18 protein-coding genes are annotated in these 17,615 nt (G+C 36.7%); 17 read left to right on the top strand and 1 reads right to left on the bottom strand.

The window, feature by feature from the left end; translation table 11 throughout:
• Positions 1 to 408: 408 nt before the first annotated feature.
• The 8 genes from D8836_RS06540 to D8836_RS06505 all read left to right on the top strand — a co-directional run bounded on the left by D8836_RS06540 (position 409) and on the right by D8836_RS06505 (position 6,231).
• Positions 409 to 1,092, top strand: a complete 684-nt coding sequence (locus D8836_RS06540) for a response regulator transcription factor (protein ID WP_125393495.1) — start codon at positions 409 to 411, stop codon at positions 1,090 to 1,092.
• The gene (locus D8836_RS06535) at positions 1,085 to 2,428 is read left to right on the top strand and encodes a sensor histidine kinase (protein WP_049532568.1); all 1,344 of its coding nucleotides are present in this window, start codon (positions 1,085 to 1,087) and stop codon (positions 2,426 to 2,428) included. The genes D8836_RS06540 and D8836_RS06535 overlap by 8 nt, the downstream gene beginning before the upstream one ends.
• A gap of 170 nt (positions 2,429 to 2,598) precedes the next feature.
• Positions 2,599 to 3,285, top strand: a complete 687-nt coding sequence (locus D8836_RS06530; RefSeq protein WP_001025883.1) for an ABC transporter ATP-binding protein — start codon at positions 2,599 to 2,601, stop codon at positions 3,283 to 3,285.
• Positions 3,282 to 4,022, top strand: coding sequence for a lantibiotic immunity ABC transporter MutE/EpiE family permease subunit (locus D8836_RS06525; RefSeq protein WP_000590350.1), 741 nt, complete (start codon positions 3,282 to 3,284; stop codon positions 4,020 to 4,022). The genes D8836_RS06530 and D8836_RS06525 overlap by 4 nt, the downstream gene beginning before the upstream one ends.
• Positions 4,000 to 4,662 carry an ABC-2 family transporter permease gene (locus D8836_RS06520; protein ID WP_125393494.1) on the top strand — a complete coding sequence of 221 codons (663 nt, stop codon included), beginning with the start codon at positions 4,000 to 4,002 and terminating at the stop codon, positions 4,660 to 4,662. Before D8836_RS06525 ends, D8836_RS06520 begins: the two co-directional genes overlap by 23 nt.
• Positions 4,663 to 4,824: 162 nt before the next feature.
• Positions 4,825 to 5,487: a NisI/SpaI family lantibiotic immunity lipoprotein gene (locus D8836_RS06515; RefSeq protein WP_000669433.1), complete on the top strand. Its 663-nt coding sequence runs from the start codon at positions 4,825 to 4,827 to the stop codon at positions 5,485 to 5,487.
• Between the two features lie 116 nt (positions 5,488 to 5,603).
• The gene (gene relB / locus D8836_RS06510) at positions 5,604 to 5,891 is read left to right on the top strand and encodes a type II toxin-antitoxin system RelB/ParD family antitoxin (protein ID WP_000951986.1); all 288 of its coding nucleotides are present in this window, start codon (positions 5,604 to 5,606) and stop codon (positions 5,889 to 5,891) included.
• Positions 5,881 to 6,231, top strand: coding sequence for a type II toxin-antitoxin system RelE/ParE family toxin (locus tag D8836_RS06505; protein WP_000384865.1), 351 nt, complete (start codon positions 5,881 to 5,883; stop codon positions 6,229 to 6,231). The genes relB and D8836_RS06505 overlap by 11 nt, the downstream gene beginning before the upstream one ends.
• Positions 6,232 to 6,292: 61 nt before the next feature.
• On the opposite strand, the gene D8836_RS06500 is transcribed toward D8836_RS06505, so the two are convergent.
• Positions 6,293 to 7,144: a MurR/RpiR family transcriptional regulator gene (locus tag D8836_RS06500; protein WP_125393493.1), complete on the bottom strand. Its 852-nt coding sequence runs from the start codon at positions 7,142 to 7,144 to the stop codon at positions 6,293 to 6,295.
• Positions 7,145 to 7,333: 189 nt separating this feature from the next.
• Between D8836_RS06500 and pbp2b the strand changes: the two genes are divergently transcribed.
• The 9 genes from pbp2b (at position 7,334) to D8836_RS06455 (ending at position 17,610) form a co-directional block, all read left to right on the top strand.
• Positions 7,334 to 9,391, top strand: coding sequence for a penicillin-binding protein PBP2B (pbp2b, locus tag D8836_RS06495; RefSeq protein WP_125393492.1), 2,058 nt, complete (start codon positions 7,334 to 7,336; stop codon positions 9,389 to 9,391).
• A gap of 10 nt (positions 9,392 to 9,401) precedes the next feature.
• Positions 9,402 to 9,998 carry a recombination mediator RecR gene (gene recR / locus D8836_RS06490; RefSeq protein ID WP_125393491.1) on the top strand — a complete coding sequence of 199 codons (597 nt, stop codon included), beginning with the start codon at positions 9,402 to 9,404 and terminating at the stop codon, positions 9,996 to 9,998.
• A gap of 174 nt (positions 9,999 to 10,172) precedes the next feature.
• Positions 10,173 to 11,216, top strand: coding sequence for a D-alanine--D-alanine ligase (locus D8836_RS06485; RefSeq protein WP_125393490.1), 1,044 nt, complete (start codon positions 10,173 to 10,175; stop codon positions 11,214 to 11,216).
• Positions 11,217 to 11,299: 83 nt separating this feature from the next.
• Positions 11,300 to 12,670 carry a UDP-N-acetylmuramoyl-tripeptide--D-alanyl-D-alanine ligase gene (locus D8836_RS06480; protein WP_125393489.1) on the top strand — a complete coding sequence of 457 codons (1,371 nt, stop codon included), beginning with the start codon at positions 11,300 to 11,302 and terminating at the stop codon, positions 12,668 to 12,670.
• Positions 12,660 to 13,271: an NUDIX hydrolase N-terminal domain-containing protein gene (locus D8836_RS06475; protein WP_125393488.1), complete on the top strand. Its 612-nt coding sequence runs from the start codon at positions 12,660 to 12,662 to the stop codon at positions 13,269 to 13,271. Before D8836_RS06480 ends, D8836_RS06475 begins: the two co-directional genes overlap by 11 nt.
• 90 nt (positions 13,272 to 13,361) lie before the next feature.
• Positions 13,362 to 14,066, top strand: a complete 705-nt coding sequence (locus D8836_RS06470) for a YwaF family protein (protein WP_125393487.1) — start codon at positions 13,362 to 13,364, stop codon at positions 14,064 to 14,066.
• Between the two features lie 214 nt (positions 14,067 to 14,280).
• Positions 14,281 to 15,660, top strand: coding sequence for a cell division protein FtsA (gene ftsA, locus D8836_RS06465; protein WP_125393486.1), 1,380 nt, complete (start codon positions 14,281 to 14,283; stop codon positions 15,658 to 15,660).
• Between the two features lie 17 nt (positions 15,661 to 15,677).
• Positions 15,678 to 16,934: a cell division protein FtsZ gene (ftsZ, locus tag D8836_RS06460; RefSeq protein ID WP_125393485.1), complete on the top strand. Its 1,257-nt coding sequence runs from the start codon at positions 15,678 to 15,680 to the stop codon at positions 16,932 to 16,934.
• Between the two features lie 4 nt (positions 16,935 to 16,938).
• Positions 16,939 to 17,610 carry a YggS family pyridoxal phosphate-dependent enzyme gene (locus tag D8836_RS06455; RefSeq protein WP_125393484.1) on the top strand — a complete coding sequence of 224 codons (672 nt, stop codon included), beginning with the start codon at positions 16,939 to 16,941 and terminating at the stop codon, positions 17,608 to 17,610.
• Positions 17,611 to 17,615: the final 5 nt, after the last annotated feature.

Here is a 17,615-nt window from a genome sequence, read left to right as displayed (position 1 = left end):
GTAGTGTAAAGATGATTTTTTCTCTGAATAAAATCTGAATTTTCTCTGATATAATCTCAAATGTCAAGGTTCAATAATTGTTGCTTCAGTAGGTGATGAGGGTTTGGATTTAAATAATCAAGAATCATTGAAACATTACCTTAGAGAACTTAAGGGGAAGGATTATTCACATATAGATGGGAAAGTTACGGATATTCTTGCTGGATAAGAAATGACATTGATGGCGCTCAAATTAGATTATTAAATATTACGAATTTTGTTTAAGATAGTGTAAAATAGATTTGTACTAGTTTCTAAAAATTTAATTTAAAAAATAAAGAACAATTATAAATTGATGTATTGAAACTATTCTTTGTCAAGAATACGGAGCTTTGCAGGTAGTTCTCTAAAATTTTTTGAGGTGATAGAATGTATAAGATATTAGTTGTAGATGACGATTTTGAAATTTTGAAACTGATGCGAACTATTTTAGAGATGAAAAACTATCAGGTAACGACGTATCAAGAAGTCATGGTACCAATCAATATTAATAATTTCAAAGGATTTGATTTGATTTTATTAGATGTAATGATGCCTAATATAGATGGTATGCAAATTTGTAAGCAGATTAGAAATAAAGTAAGCTCCCCTATTATTTTTGTTAGTGCAAAAGATACCGAAGATGATATAGTATCAGGATTGAATTTAGGAGGAGATGACTATATTACAAAACCTTTCAGCATCAATCAATTAACTGCCAAAGTTGCTGCAAATCTCAAACGAGAAGAACGATACAAACAAGGTGAATTAAGTAATCAAATTGTTCGAGAATTATATCCAATAACGATTTATTTACAAGAAAAAATTGTTTGTATTAATGGAGATAGTCTTGCCTTTACAAGTAGGGAATATGATATCATAGAGCTATTATCTAGCAATCCAAGAAAAATTTTTACTGTACAAGATATATATGAAAACGTTTATGATGATGATGCTGAAACCCTCTTTCGTTCAATATCTGAGTATATCTATCAAATAAGATTAAAATTCTCATCCTATGGAATTAATCCTATAAAAACAGTTAGAGGTATGGGATACAAGTGGCATGATTAAGAAGAATAGTACAATTAGAGGACGTATAATAAGGACTGTTTTAGAACTAGTAACAGGTACGTTACTGAGTATACTTTTATTTTTTATATTTACTTATTTACTTGTTTTTACAGGACAATTAAATGTATACGACTCTAAAATTGAAATTTCAGTGAGTGATACCAGCAATTTAAGTGATGTAGTTCAAGCAATGAATAACTCTATATTTGACTATGTTGTATTTAATCGCAAGACAGGTACAATTGAAGAGGGTAATTATCAAAAAAAGGATTTGCCTGCCTATCGAGAAGTTTTTGATAAAAATGAATCTGTAAGTAATAGTGAGGTGTATTATGGGTATTATGCTAATTCAGAGATTGTACTTACTGTCAGGCAACCCATGATACCTGAGTTTGTTAATCCGAATTTGCGTCACATTTCATTTAATCTATTTTCTTATTTATTTTTCTTCGTTTTCGAAACGATTTTACTCATTTGGTCACTTACAAGATTAATAAAAGAATTTTCAAAAAATTTTCTACTTATACAAAAAAAAGCTTTAAACATGGGGCAGTTAACATTTAAAGAAAAAAAGATTCCAGCTCAAATACAAGAGTTCGATGAAATTCTCTCTGTATTATATCAAAAGGACGACGAGTTAACTAATTTACTCAAATCAGAGAGAAGGGAGAAGGAAGATTTATCTTTTCAAGTTGGTGCATTAGCTCATGATGTAAAAACTCCTTTAACAGTACTAAAGGGAAATTTAGAGTTGCTTGAATTAACTAACTTGACTGTTCAACAGAAGGAATACACTCAGTCAATGAATAACAGTATAGTAGTTTTTGAAAGATACTTTAGTTCAATGATTGATTATTCAAGATTACTAATTGAAGATAAAGATTATGGAGAACAGATACATTTATCCGAATTTTTAAGTGAGCTGTCAGTAGAAGCGAAATCTGTAATGAATAATGCAAAGGTTGATTTCAAAATTATTAATACTACAAAATTAATATTTTTTAAGGGAAATCGCTTTAATTTAAATCGGGCATTAATTAACATTTTAGCAAATGCAGCAAGATATAGTTCTGGAGAAAAAAAAGTTACGCTTACTATCATTGAGGAAACAGAGTATATTAATTTTGTAGTGTGGAATAATGGTCTGCCTTTTACTGAACAGTCCTTATTAAATGCAGATAAGTTATTTTATACTGAGAATAAAGGTAGGAATAATAAGCACTATGGTTTAGGGTTAGCATTTGCTAAACAAGTTGCAACTAGACATTTAGGAGAATTGTTTTTATCAAATCCAGATAGAGGTGGCGCTCAAGTGACGTTGCTTATTAAAAAATAATTCTGTAAGGATATATTAGATAGCTTCCATATAATAGTTATGTATAAAAATAGATGGTTTTCTAAATTGAGGACTGTCTATTTTTTTAATTTTGTAAAATTGGAAATTCTGAACAAATTTTGAAAAATAAAGTATAACATACAAGTATAAAACAAGGAGGAATTATAGTTATGAATATACAAGTTCAAAAACTTAGAAAATCATATAAGGATAGAGAAGTACTGAAAAATATTTCTTTTGAAATAAAAGAGGGGAGTATTTGTGGATTATTAGGTATTAATGGTGCAGGAAAATCAACAATTATGAAGATTATTTTTGGTCTTGAAAATGCTGATAGTGGTACGGTTATTTTTAATGGGAAAAAAAATGCGGGTATATATGAGATTGGAGCGCTTATTGAAACTCCAGCTATCTACATGAACTTATCTGCTTATGATAACTTAAAAACAAGAGCATTGTTATATGACATTTCTGACGAACGAATTAATGAAGTATTAAACTTGATTGGGCTATCTAATACGGGAAAGAAAAAAGCAGGGAGCTTTTCTTTAGGTATGAAACAACGTTTGGGATTAGGTATGGCAATAATTACTAGTCCAGATTTGCTCATTTTAGATGAACCTACCAATGGATTGGATCCAGATGGTATAAAGGAATTGTTGAATTTAATGATTTCTTTAAAGAAATCAGGAATGACAATTCTTTTATCTAGCCATCAACTGTATGAAGTTAGTAAAGTGGCAGATAAAGTTGTTATTTTACATGATGGTCAAATTTTTTACGATGGTTCGAATGTTCAAAGTGATGATTTAGAATCTTTATTTATAAGAATTGTTCATGGAGGTGACGCAATATGATAAAAATATTTAAATCAGAATGGTTAAAACAGCGAAAAAATACATCCAAAAAATTCTTGATAATAGCTCCTGGATTGTCGATTTTAATAGCTGTATTACTTGTTGGACCGAGTATTCTAGAAAGTTTTTCAATATATTGGTGGGAAGCCGTCTTTTTGTACACGCTTATTGGATTGTTATTTTTATATGATTATAAAGCAGAAGAAGCTGCAGGAAACTTCCAGAATATATACTTTCGAAATGATAGCATAAAAATATATATCGTAAAGATACTTTTAAAATTAAAAGATTTACTCATTTCGAACGTATGGTTTTTAGCTATATTATTATTTACAAGTAATTTTTTGTATGGCGACTTAATATCATTGAATATAATTGGTGACTTAATTTGTTTAGTACTTATTTCGATAACATCCATATGGGTATTGCCACTCTTGTATCTATTTTCGAAACGGATCAACCCCTATATCTTAGTATCTATTAACTCCTTGATTTGTTTTTTGGTTGCACCTTTTATCGCTCAAAGTAGCTTTTGGTTCTTCTTTCCTTTTACATATCATTATAAAATTGCTTATAGTCTTATGTATATAAAACCGTCAGGAGATTTAGATTTAACAAATCATGTAACAGACGTTAAAATGGTAGTATTTACCGTATTTCTATCATTGATTCTATTTATTGTTTCTTTGTTAATGTTAAATTGGAGGTTAAGTAATGATCCAATTGCTAAAAAGTGAAATGATTAAATTTAAAGGTTCGTATCAACTATACATTATTTTGATTTTGTCTACTATACAACTATTGACAATTCCAATTTACATATTATCTGTAAATAACACAATTGTATTGGAAAATATTATCTTTTTACCCATGTTAGGCTATTGTATGATAACTACGATAATCACTTTATTAGTATCTGAACAAGAAATCAATGCTAATAATTATCAGAATATTAAAGGCTCGAGAAATACAGCCAGTATATGGGGAGCGAAAATTTTTGTGTTAGATTTACTATTATCTTTACTTACTATTCCTTTATGGGTAGTTGTAGGTATAGAGTTAGAACACTTTTCATATTATTTTTACGTAGGAATAGTTAGTTGGTTATTACTAATATTGCTAAATCATTTCCACATGCTATTGACATTGTTTATTGCGAAAGGTGGCAATTTACTTATTGCTGTTGTAGAAAGTTTATTTATATTATTTGCAACAAATAAAGTTTTTCTTAATATTTTTTGGATTCCAGTAATTTTACCAGTTAATATAATTTTAGAAAATAATTTTAGAAGCACAAACTATTTATTGGCTTTAATTTTTTATGTTGTATTATTGTTTGTTGCTAATTTAGTAGTTGTAAGCAGAAAAGGTGTTTAATTATATATTCTGATGGAAATGAAGGAAGTGTTAAATTTTTGGATGGAAGTTTGGGAATTGTTTTGACTTTACTTCATATCCAAAATAGGTCTGTAAAGACATATTGGAGAGAGGCGTTATTGATTTTTGATAATTTAACTATAGAAAATTAGGAGGAGAACTATGAAATTCAAAAAGATCTATCTTTCCGTAATTTTTTTCTTAAGTTTACTTGGATTAACTGGATGTACATATGAGAAGTATGATGTTAAATTTCTCGACTCAAGTTATAATCGATTCGATTATAAAGGAGAGCATTATGGTGTAACTAATCAATTAATTTCATATGAAGATATTGAAAGTAAAGTAAGCAATCATGATGATACTTATGAAATATCTTACGATGATTCCAATAATGAAATAAAGAATGATTTGTTGGAGATTGGTGACTTATATCAGACCAAGAGTAGAGAATTTGCCATAAAAATTGATAGTACTTTCTATAAATGTAGACTACTTGATAATATTTCTAAAGAAGAACTCCTAAAAGTTTCTGACTTATTTTATGTTCACTTAGTAGGAGGATTTGCTATCAATGAGCAAGAAGCCAGAGAGTTGAAGATAGGGGAACAATCATTTACAATTACTGAAGAAATTATTCCAAAAGAAGAGCTTAGTGCTACAGTTGCTAACTTAGATAATCAAGTGAAGTCTGTCACTAGATTATCAGGGGAGCATGAAAGTTGGAAATATGGAGAAATTTGTTCTTTAAAAAATCAGTCTATCCATGAGAAAGTAGCAGTTAAATTGAATGGAGAATATCATTTGGCTTTCTTTAGAAGTTAGTTTGTATATTAGATATGTGACACAAAAATTTTTTCCAGCATCTTTCAAATCAAATTCCCTTGACTTTCTTTATAATTGTGAGATAATAAGTAAAATATATAAAGGAGTTATATAAAATGGCTATAGCGAATTCAAGTAAAATTGTGACCTTCCAAGCTAATAGAGAATTAGTAAATGATGCCATGGAAGTGTTAAAAGAAAAAAATCTCTCTCTTTCATCGGCACTTAGATTATTTTTAAAGAATGTTGCCGTAACAAATGAAGTAGATTTACTTAGTGAAGAGGAATTGGAGAAGGAGTATTTATTTAGACAATTACAAGCAGAAGTTCAAGAAAGTTATGCTAAGATTGAGGCTGGGAATTACTTGACAGATGAGGATGTTGTGACACGCTATGGATTATAAAAAATATAGGATTTTGTATTCTCCTAGAGTGATTGATAGTTTGGATAAAATATATCAGTATATAGCAGAGGAAATCGGTTCTGTAGAGTCTGCGAGACGAAAAGTGGCGAGTATCAGAAAAGATATTAATCGTCTAGAAATTTTCCCCCAAGCTGGATTTGATGCCGATGAAAAATTTGGTAAGAAATTAGACCCTCGCTACCAAACGCGAGGATTGGCCTTGAGTAAGGATTATATTGTATTATATACAATTGTTGAGGATACCGTCAGACTTGCTTATTTACTTCCTTCAAAAAGTGATTACATGAAATTATTCAAGACTAAGTCGAGATATGACTAATTCATAATCTAGAAGATGTGTGTTTAGTGATGAATAAAAATCCTAGTTTGGCTCAGCCAAACTAGGATTTTCTTATTCGTTTCTGTCTACGATAACCGTTGAGTTTTTTATTTTCCCAATAGCTATTAAAGATTTTCTCCTTGCTTTCACGATTGATTTCCAAAAAATAGGCATAAATCAAATCGATAAAGAAGAGCATAGGAAGTTGAGCGGATATTCGTTGGATGTAGGAGGGTTGGCTGTGGGTGGCTACAAGAACAGTCTCTGTATAGGTCTGACTATCTTTATTTGGAACGCTTGTAAAGAGTACAGTCTTTGCGCCCATCTCCTTAGCGTCTAATAAACTGTCTAAAATAGAAGGAGTTGAGCCAGAAAGTGAGAAACCGAGTACGAGACAATTTTCATCCATAATGCTGGTTGTCCAAGCAAAGCCGTCTTGATCAGTCAAGGCCTCGCATACCACACCCAGACGCATGAAGCGTAATTTCATTTCACGAGCAACGAGGCCAGAACTGCCAGTTCCGAAGAAGTAGACACGATCAGCACCTTCGATTAACTGGGCGATTCGTTCTAGTTGTTTTTCGTCAATCAAGTCCTGTGTTTGTTCTCGCATATTACTGTAGCTTCTAAGAACTCGTTTTGTCAGGGGGCTGTGGTCGGGATGTTGGCTAGCTTGATTATCTGCTTGGTGTTGGTATTGGAAAATAAATTCTCGATAACCTGTAAAACCACACTTTTTAGCAAAGCGGGTCAGAGCGGCTTGAGAGATATGTAATTTTTGAGTGACCTGCTGAGAAGATAAATCATCTGCAATGGTTTCAGATTGTAAAAAATAGCGAGCGATTTCTTGCTCTAAATCTGTTAATTCTTCAAAATGAAGATCGATAATGCTTGCGATATCTTGCGGGTTCATGATACTCCTTTATTTGAGTCTAGCTATTAATCGATAATTATTTTTTGTAGCTTTTGTAAATATTATATCATATAAAATAGTTATGTTTAAATAAAAAAACCATCAGAAACTAAATTAAAAAAGCTCACTTCTTTTCCATAATTTTCTTCTCAAATTGTGGTACAATGAAGAGTAAGATTTTAAATAGAAATGAGACTGACTTGTATGAGAAAATTTGATAGCCATTCGATTCCGATTCGGCTTAATTTATTGTTTTCAATTGTTATTTTGCTCTTTATGACCATCATTGGTCGCCTGCTTTACATGCAGGTTTTGAACAAAGATTTTTATGAGACAAAACTAGCATCGGCAAGTAAAACAAAGGTGACCACTAGTTCAGCCCGTGGACAAATCTACGATGCAACAGGGAAACCTCTCGTCGAAAACACCATCAAGCAAGTTGTATCTTTTACAAGGAACAACAAAATGACGGCTGCAGATTTAAAAGAAACAGCCAAGAAGTTGCTGGCTTATGTGGGAGTTTCTTCTCCAATATTGACTGACCGACAGTTGGCGGACTATTACCTGGCAGATCAAGATGTCTATAAGAAAGCAGTGGAAAGTTTACCACGTGATAAGCGACTTGATTCTGATGGCAATCAATTATCTGAATCCGAGCTTTACAACAATACTGTTGAAAGTATCGATCCAAGTCAATTGGCCTACTCTGATGACGAAAAGAAAGAAATTTATCTTTTTAGCCAACTCAATGCAGTTGGAAATTTTGCGACAGGGACCATTGCGACAGACTCCTTAACAGATACTCAGATTGCCTTGATTGCTTCGGCCTCTAAGAATTTACCTGGTATCAGTATTTCAACTTCGTGGGATCGAAAGGTCCTAGAGACTTCACTTGCGTCTATAGTAGGAAGTGTATCCAGTGAAAAAGCTGGTCTTCCAGCTGAAGAAGCAGATGCTTATATCAAAAAGGGTTATTCTCTAAATGACCGTGTTGGAACCTCTTATCTAGAAAAACAATATGAAGAAACCTTGCAAGGAAAACGTTCTGTGAAAGAAATCCAGCTAGACAAGTATGGCAATATGGAAAGTGTCGAAAATATCGAAGATGGTACCAAAGGGAATAATATTAAACTGACCATCGATTTGGCCTTTCAAGATAGCGTGGACAATCTTCTTAAGAGTTATTTCAATTCCGAGTTAGGAAATGGAGGAGCCAGATATTCTGAAGGTGTTTATGCAGTTGCTTTGAACCCAAAAACAGGTGCAGTTTTGTCTATGTCAGGGCTCAAACATGATTTGAAAACGGGAGAGTTGACGCCTGATTCCTTGGGAACGGTAACCAATGTCTTTGTCCCAGGTTCGGTTGTCAAGGCGGCGACCATCAGTTCTGGTTGGGAGAATGGAGTCTTGTCAGGGAACCAGACCTTGACAGACCAACCGATTGTCTTCCAAGGCTCAGCTCCGATTAATTCTTGGTATACTCAAGCCTACGGTTCATTCCCGATTACAGCTGTGGAAGCCTTGGAGTATTCTTCTAATGCCTATATGGTTCAAACGGCTTTGGGCATTATGGGGCAGACCTATCAACCCAATATGTTTGTTTTAACTAACAATTTAGAATCCGCTATGGGGAAACTTCGTTCGACATTTGCTGAATATGGTCTTGGAGCCTCAACAGGTATTGATCTTCCAGATGAGTCAACTGGTTTTATACCAAAAGAGTATAATTTTGCTAATTACATTACCAATGCATTTGGTCAGTTTGATAACTACACCCCTATGCAATTGGCCCAGTACGTTGGAACCATTGCCAACAACGGTGTTCGGATTGCACCTCACATTGTCGAGGGGATTTATGGAAACAACGAACAAGGTGGCTTAGGGAACTTAATCCAATCTGTTGAAACCAAGGAAATGAATAAAATTAATATTTCTGAGTCTGATGTTTCCATCCTCCAACAAGGCTTTTATCAAGTGTCACATGGTGGTAGTGCTTTGACAACCGGTCGTGCCTTTTCAAATGGCGCAGCGGTATCCATTAGTGGAAAAACAGGTACTGCCGAAAGTTATGTTGCGGGAGGTCAAGAAGCTAACAATACCAATGCTGTGGCCTATGCACCATCAGATAATCCTCAAATCGCTGTAGCTGTTGTCTTCCCTCATAACACCAACCTTACAAATGGTGTCGGACCTTCCATTGCGCGCGATATTATCAACCTCTATAACCAACATCATCCAATGAATTAGAAAGGAACATATGCTTTATCCAACACCTATTGCTAAGCTAATTGACAGTTATTCGAAGTTACCGGGTATCGGGATTAAGACGGCTACCCGTCTGGCCTTCTATACTATTGGAATGTCTGATGACGATGTCAATGAATTTGCTAAAAATCTCCTTTCTGCTAAGAGAGAGCTGACCTACTGTTCCATCTGCGGTCGCCTGACTGATGACGATCCTTGCTCTATCTGTATCGATCCGACTCGTGACCAGACAACGATTTTAGTTCTCGAAGATAGTCGCGATGTGGCGACTATGGAGAATATTCAAGAATACCATGGACTTTATCATGTCTTGCATGGACTCATTTCTCCCATGAATGGTATTAGTCCGGATGATATCAATCTCAAGAGCCTCATGACTCGTCTTATGGATAGTGAGGTTTCAGAGGTAATCGTAGCAACCAATGCCACAGCAGATGGGGAAGCGACATCTATGTATCTCTCTCGTCTTCTCAAGCCGGCTGGCATCAAGGTTACTCGTCTGGCACGAGGCCTCGCTGTGGGAGCAGATATCGAGTATGCTGATGAAGTCACACTCTTACGAGCCATTGAAAATCGAACAGAGTTGTAAGTCTAGACAAATTAACACAGTCAATTCATTTATACAAAAATCATGGAGACCGACAGTTGTTTTATCGGTCTCTTTTTAGATTTATTGAAGACCAGTATCAGGTTCAAGTTTAAAAAAAGAAGCAAATATGATATACTAAAGAACGAGTATTCTATTAGAATTGGAACAAATAATATGAAACAAACGATTATTCTTTTATACGGTGGACGCAGTGCAGAGCGTGAAGTCTCTGTTCTTTCAGCTGAGAGTGTGATGCGTGCGGTCAACTACGACCGTTTCACAGTCAAGACTTTCTTCATCAGCCAGTCAGGTGACTTTATTAAAACGCAAGAATTTAGCCAGACTCCAGGTCAAGAGGATCGTCTTATGACCAATGAAACCATTGATTGGGATAAGAAAGTTGCTCCAAGTGCCATCTACGAAGATGGTGCAGTGGTCTTCCCAGTTCTTCATGGTCCGATGGGAGAGGATGGCTCTGTTCAAGGATTCTTGGAAGTTTTGAAAATGCCTTACGTTGGTTGCAACATCTTGTCATCAAGTCTTGCCATGGATAAAATCACGACCAAGCGTGTCTTAGAATCTGTCGGGATTGCCCAAGTTCCTTATGTGGCCATCGTTGAAGGCGATGATGTGACTTCTAAAATCACCGAAGTTGAAGAAAAATTGACTTATCCAGTCTTCACAAAACCATCAAACATGGGGTCAAGTGTCGGTATTTCTAAGTCTGAAAATCAAGAGGAACTCCGTCAAGCTTTGAAACTTGCCTTCCAATATGACAGCCGTGTCTTGGTAGAGCAAGGGGTAAATGCTCGTGAAATCGAGGTTGGTCTCTTGGGCAACTACGATGTCAAGAGTACGCTACCAGGAGAAGTAGTCAAGGATGTTGCCTTTTATGACTACGATGCCAAGTATATTGACAACAAGATTACCATGGATATCCCAGCTAAAATCAGTGATGATGTGGTAGCTGTCATGCGTCAAAATGCAGAAACTGCCTTCCGTGCCATTGGTGGCCTCGGTCTATCTCGTTGCGATTTCTTCTATACAGATAAGGGAGAGATTTTCCTAAACGAGCTCAATACCATGCCAGGTTTCACCCAGTGGTCTATGTACCCACTACTTTGGGACAATATGGGAATCAGCTATCCAGACTTAATCGAGCGATTGGTTGACCTTGCCAAGGAAAGTTTTGACAAGCGCGAAGCGCATTTGCTATAAAATGAAAGAGGGGGTAGAAGCCAGAACCATCACTGCAAGGTGACTAGAGTTCTCGAGCTTCGACCCTTTTTAAAGGAGTAGAAATGAAATTAACAATCTATGAAGTGGCTCAAGTTGTAGGAGCTAAAAATGATATCAGCATCTTTGAGGATGCTCAGTTGGAAAATGCTGAGTTTGATAGTCGTTTGATTGCGGCAGGAGATTTATTTGTCCCCCTCAAAGGTGCGCGTGACGGTCATGACTTTATCGAAACAGCCTTTGAAAATGGTGCAGCAGTAACTTTGTCTGAGAAAAAGGTCGCAAATCATCCTTACATTCTAGTAGATGATGTTCTAACTGCCTTTCAGCAACTAGCAGCCTACTATCTTGAAAAAACAGCTGTTGATGTCTTTGCGGTTACGGGTTCAAATGGCAAGACAACGACCAAGGATATGTTAGCTCACTTGCTATCAACAACTTACAAAACCTACAAAACACAAGGCAACTACAATAATGAGATTGGTCTTCCTTACACGGTTCTCCATATGCCTGAAGGAACAGAAAAGTTGGTCTTGGAGATGGGACAGGATCACTTGGGAGATATTCATTTCTTGTCAGAATTGGCTCATCCAAAAACAGCAATCGTGACCTTGGTTGGAGAAGCCCATTTGGCCTTTTTCAAAGATCGTTCTGAAATTGCTAAAGGAAAAATGCAAATTGCAGACGGGATGTCTTCGAATTCCTTGCTCTTGGCACCAGCAGATCCGATTGTAGAGGACTACTTGCCAACTGATAAAAAGGTAGTTCGTTTTGGACAAAGAGCAGAGTTGGAAATTACCGACTTGGTTGAGCGTAAGGATAGCTTGACCTTTAAGGCCAATTTCTTGGAGCAAGCCCTTGATTTGCCAGTGACTGGCAAGTACAATGCCACCAATGCCATGATTGCATCCTATGTTGCCCTGCAAGAAGGAGTGTCAGAGGAGCAAATTCGTCAGTCCTTCCAAGGTCTTGAATTGACGCGTAACCGTACTGAGTGGAAGAAAGCAGCCAATGGAGCAGATATCCTATCAGATGTTTACAATGCCAATCCAACTGCTATGAAGTTGATTTTAGAGACTTTTTCGGCTATTCCAGCCAACGAAGGTGGCAAGAAAATCGCTGTCTTGGCGGACATGAAGGAACTCGGTGACCAGTCTGTTCAGCTCCATAACCAGATGATTTTGAGCCTCTCACCAGATGTGCTTGATACCGCAATTTTCTACGGAGAAGACATTGCTGAATTGGCTCAACTGGCCAGTCAAATGTTCCCAATTGGCCACGTTTACTACTTCAAGAAAGCAGAAGACCAAGACCAATTTGAAGACCTAGTTAAGCAGGTCAAGGAAAGTCTAGGAGCTAATGATCAAATCTTGCTCAAGGGTTCTAACTCCATGAATCTAGCCAAGCTGGTAGAAAGTTTAGAAAATGAATGCTAGTGATTTTGCCAAGTATCTTCAAAGAATGATTGCCCTTACAGATACTGGATTAACCTTTACAAAAGATCCTTTCGACCGTGAGCGCTACGAAGACTTGCGAGGCCTTTTATCTGAAATGTTGAATCAGGCATCAGACCTTGATGCCGAAGAAGTGGCAGAAGTCTTGAAGCCAACTTCTGCTTATGCGACTCCGTTAATGGACGTCCGTGCTTGGATTGTTGAGGACGAAAAGATTTGTCTGGTTAGGGGACAAGGAGAGAATGATTGGGCTTTGCCAGGTGGCTTTGGTGAAGTCGGCTATTCTCCAACAGAAAATATTCTCAAGGAAATTGAAGAAGAAACCGGTTTTGAAGCTAAAGTAGAAAGACTACTAGCTGTTTTTGATACCAATCGTTTCCAACTACAGAGCAAGCAATATGCAAAGTTTGTTTTTGAATGTAAGCTTCTTGATGGACAATTCCAAAAAAATCAAGAAATTGCTGACCTTCAATTTTTTGCCATTGATCAACTGCCAGCCTTATCTGAAAAACGCATTACCAAGGAGCAAATAGAGATTCTTTGGCAGGTTTATCAAGGTCAGAGGGAGCAATATCTTGATTAAAAAGATGATTATCGTATTTCTAAATTCATTTTTGACAAATAGCATGGTATAATAAAATGCAGGAAAATTTTGAATCATGAGGAAGACTAGATGAATTTATGGGATATTTTCTTTACGACTCAGGCAACCGAGCCGCCTAAATTTGACCTTTTTTGGTATGTTAGCCTATTTACGCTCTTAGCATTAACATTTTTTACAGCCTATCGTTATCGTGAAAAGAAGGTTTGCCAACGATTTTTCCAAATCTTGCAGGCTGTTCAGTTGATCCTCCTTTATGGTTGGTACTGGGTCAATCATATGCCGTTGTCAGAAAGCCTACCTTTTTACCATTGCCGTATGGCTATGTTTGTGGTGCTCTTGCTTCCTGGTCAGTCCAAATATAAGCAATACTTTGCATTATTGGGGACATTTGGGACACTAGCAGCCTTTGTTTATCCAGTGCCAGATGCCTATCCTTTCCCACATATTGCGATTTTATCTTTTATCTTTGGTCACTTAGCTCTCTTGGGGAACTCTCTAGTTTATCTATTGAGACAGTATAATGCGCGATTGCTGGATGTGAAGGGAATTTTTCTCATGACCTTTGCACTAAATGCCTTGATTTTTGTGGTTAATTTAGTAACAGGTGGAGATTACGGATTCTTGACAAAACCGCCATTGGTTGGAGATCACGGCTTAGTAGCTAATTATTTGATTGTTTCTATAGCCTTGTCTGCTGCAATAACTTTGACTAAGAAAATCTTAGAACAATTTTTAGAACAAGAAGCAGAAAAAATGATTGCAAAGAAAGCTTGATTTTAAGCTTTCTTTTTTTCATAAATCTGATTTTTTATAGCTTGTTTGGAAAATAAAAAAATCTAAGGAACGAATGTGAAAAAATGGTAAGTAAATTTAGGAAAAACTAAGCACGATTGGATTTTTTGTGTTATAATATTCTGTGAATAGCTATGCCCTATTTTAGCTATTTTGAATAGAAGTTTGAAACTTGGAAGAGAGAGGATGCGATGTAATGGCTAGAGATGGTTTTTTTACAGGCTTAGATATCGGAACTAATTCGATTAAAGTATTGGTTGCCGAACTTAGAAATGGTGAACTTAATGTAATTGGTGTAAGTAATGCCAAGAGTAAAGGTGTAAAGGATGGGATTATCGTTGATATTGAAGCAGCAGCAGCAGCTATCAAGTCAGCTATTTCCCAAGCAGAAGAGAAAGCTGGCATTTCAATCAAATCAGTGAATGTTGGTTTGCCTGGAAATCTTTTGCAAGTAGAACCAACTCAAGGAATGATTCCAGTTACATCTGATACAAAAGAAATTACAGATCAAGATGTCGAAAATGTTGTCAAATCAGCTTTGACAAAGAGTATGACACCAGATCGTGAAGTCATTACTTTTATTCCAGAAGAATTTATCGTAGATGGTTTCCAAGGTATTCGTGACCCACGTGGGATGATGGGGGTTCGTCTTGAAATGCGTGGCTTACTTTACACAGGTCCACGTACTATTCTTCACAATTTACGCAAGACAGTTGAGCGCTCAGGTGTTCAAGTTGAAAATATTATTATTTCACCATTGGCTTTGGTTCGTTCAGTCTTGAACGAAGGAGAGCGTGAATTTGGAGCTACTGTGATTGATATGGGAGCAGGTCAAACAACTGTTGCTACAATCCGTAACCAAGAACTCCAGTTTACAAATATTCTTCAAGAAGGTGGAGATTATGTCACAAAAGATATCTCTAAAGTCTTGAAGACTTCACAGAAATTAGCTGAAGGATTGAAATTGAATTATGGTGAAGCCTACCCATCACTTGCAAGCAATGAAACCTTCCAAGTTGAAGTAATTGGTGAAGTAGAACCTGTAGAAGTTACAGAAAGCTACCTAGCAGAGATTATTTCAGCCCGCATTAAGCACATTTTTGAACAAATCAAACAAGAGTTGGAAAGAAGACATTTGTTGGATCTTCCTGGCGGGATTGTTCTGATTGGTGGAAATGCTATTTTACCAGGTATTGTAGAACTTGCACAGGAAGTCTTTGGCGTTGGTGTCAAACTCTATGTTCCAAACCAAGTTGGTATTCGCAATCCAGCCTTTGCGCATGTGATTAGCTTGTCTGAATTTGCTGGTCAATTGACTGAGGTGCATTTATTAGCACAACGAGCAGTCAAGGGTGAGGATACTTTGCGTCACCAACCAATTAATTTTGGTGGGATGATTCAACGCGTTACGCAAGTAGCACAACCTACCCCTATTCAACCAGTTCAAAATACTGAGGTAGAGCAATCAGCTTCTACGAACGTAGTTGCTCCGAAAGAAGATAAAGTATCTTCTCAAAATAAACCAAAAATCGCAGATCGTTTCCGTGGCTTAATCGGAAGCATGTTTGATGAATAAAAGAGGAAAAATAAACTATGACATTTTCATTTGATACAGCAGCAGCTCAAGGTGCAGTTATTAAAGTAATCGGTGTTGGTGGAGGTGGTGGTAACGCCATTAACCGCATGGTTGACGAAGGTGTTGCAGGCGTAGAATTTATCGCAGCAAACACAGATGTACAAGCTTTGAGTAGTACAAAAGCTGAGACTGTAATTCAGTTAGGCCCTAAATTGACTCGTGGTTTGGGTGCTGGCGGTCGACCTGAAGTTGGTCAAAAGGCTGCTGAAGAAAGCGAAGAAGCCTTGACTCAAGCTATTACTGGAGCAGATATGGTCTTCATTACTGCAGGTATGGGAGGCGGCTCAGGTACTGGTGCTGCTCCTGTTATTGCCCGTATTGCTAAAGATTTGGGTGCTCTTACAGTTGGTGTTGTGACACGTCCTTTCGGTTTTGAAGGAAGCAAACGTGGTCAGTACGCTGTGGAAGGAATCAACCAACTTCGCGAACATGTAGATACTCTATTGATTATTTCAAACAACAACTTGCTTGAAATTGTTGATAAGAAAACTCCACTTCTTGAAGCTCTTAGCGAAGCAGATAACGTACTTCGCCAAGGTGTTCAAGGGATTACTGACTTGATCACAAATCCTGGTTTGATTAACCTTGACTTTGCCGATGTGAAAACAGTTATGGCAAATAAAGGAAACGCCCTAATGGGTATCGGTATCGGTAGTGGTGAAGAACGTGTGGTAGAAGCAGCTCGTAAGGCAATCTACTCACCACTTCTTGAAACAACTATTGACGGTGCTGAGGATGTTATCGTCAACGTTACTGGTGGTCTCGACTTGACTTTGATTGAGGCAGAAGAAGCTTCAGAGATCGTCAACCAAGCAGCTGGTCAAGGAGTAAATATCTGGCTCGGAACATCAATCGATGAAAACATGAAAGATGAAATCCGTGTTACAGTCGTTGCAACTGGTGTTCGTCAAGATCGTGTTGAAAAAGTTGTTGGACATGCACCAAGACAAGCAGTTCGTCATGAACAAGTAAGTCCTAGTCATGCACACAATCATAATCGTCACTTTGATATGGCTGAAACTGCAGAAATTCCAAGTCCAGCACCTCGCCGTACAGAAACTTCTCAAACTTCAGCATTTGGTGATTGGGACTTGCGTCGTGAGACAATTGTTCGTCCGACTGATTCAGTTGTATCACCAGTTGAACGTTTTGAAGCACCATCTTTACACGATGAGGATGAATTAGACACTCCTCCATTTTTCAAAAATCGTTAAGTAAATGAATTTGAAAGAAAATACAGAACGTGTTTTTCAACAAATAAAAGATGCAAGTCAGCAGTCAGGAAGAGAAGCCAATTCTGTTTCGGTTGTTGCTGTTACAAAATATGTAGACGTACCGACAGCGGAGGCTTTGCTTCCGCTAGGTGTGCATCATATTGGTGAAAATCGTGTGGATAAATTTCTTGAGAAATATGAAGCTTTAAAAGATAGAAATATTACCTGGCATTTGATTGGAACCTTGCAAAGACGCAAGGTCAAAGATGTCATTCAGTATGTTGATTATTTCCACGCTTTGGATTCATTAAAGCTAGCAGAGGAAATTCAAAAAAGAAGTGACCGAGTTGTTAAGTGTTTCTTACAAGTAAATATCTCAAGGGAAGAGAGCAAACATGGTTTTTCAAGGGAAGAACTATTGGAGCTCTTGCCAGAATTGGCCACCTTAGATAAAATCGAATACGTCGGCTTGATGACCATGGCTCCTTTTGAAGCTAGTAGTGATGAGTTGAAAGAGATTTTTAAAGCTACGCAGGATTTGCAACTAGAAATTAGAGAAAAACAAATTCCCAATATGCCAATGATGGACTTGAGTATGGGTATGAGTCGTGACTACAAGGAAGCGATTGAATTTGGCTCAACATTTGTCAGAATTGGTACAGCATTTTTTAAATAGGAAAG

The sequence above is a fragment of the Streptococcus mitis genome (genome assembly GCF_003942995.1).
GTDB lineage: Bacteria > Bacillota > Bacilli > Lactobacillales > Streptococcaceae > Streptococcus > Streptococcus mitis_CV.
This window is presented reverse-complemented; position numbering and strand designations above follow the sequence as displayed.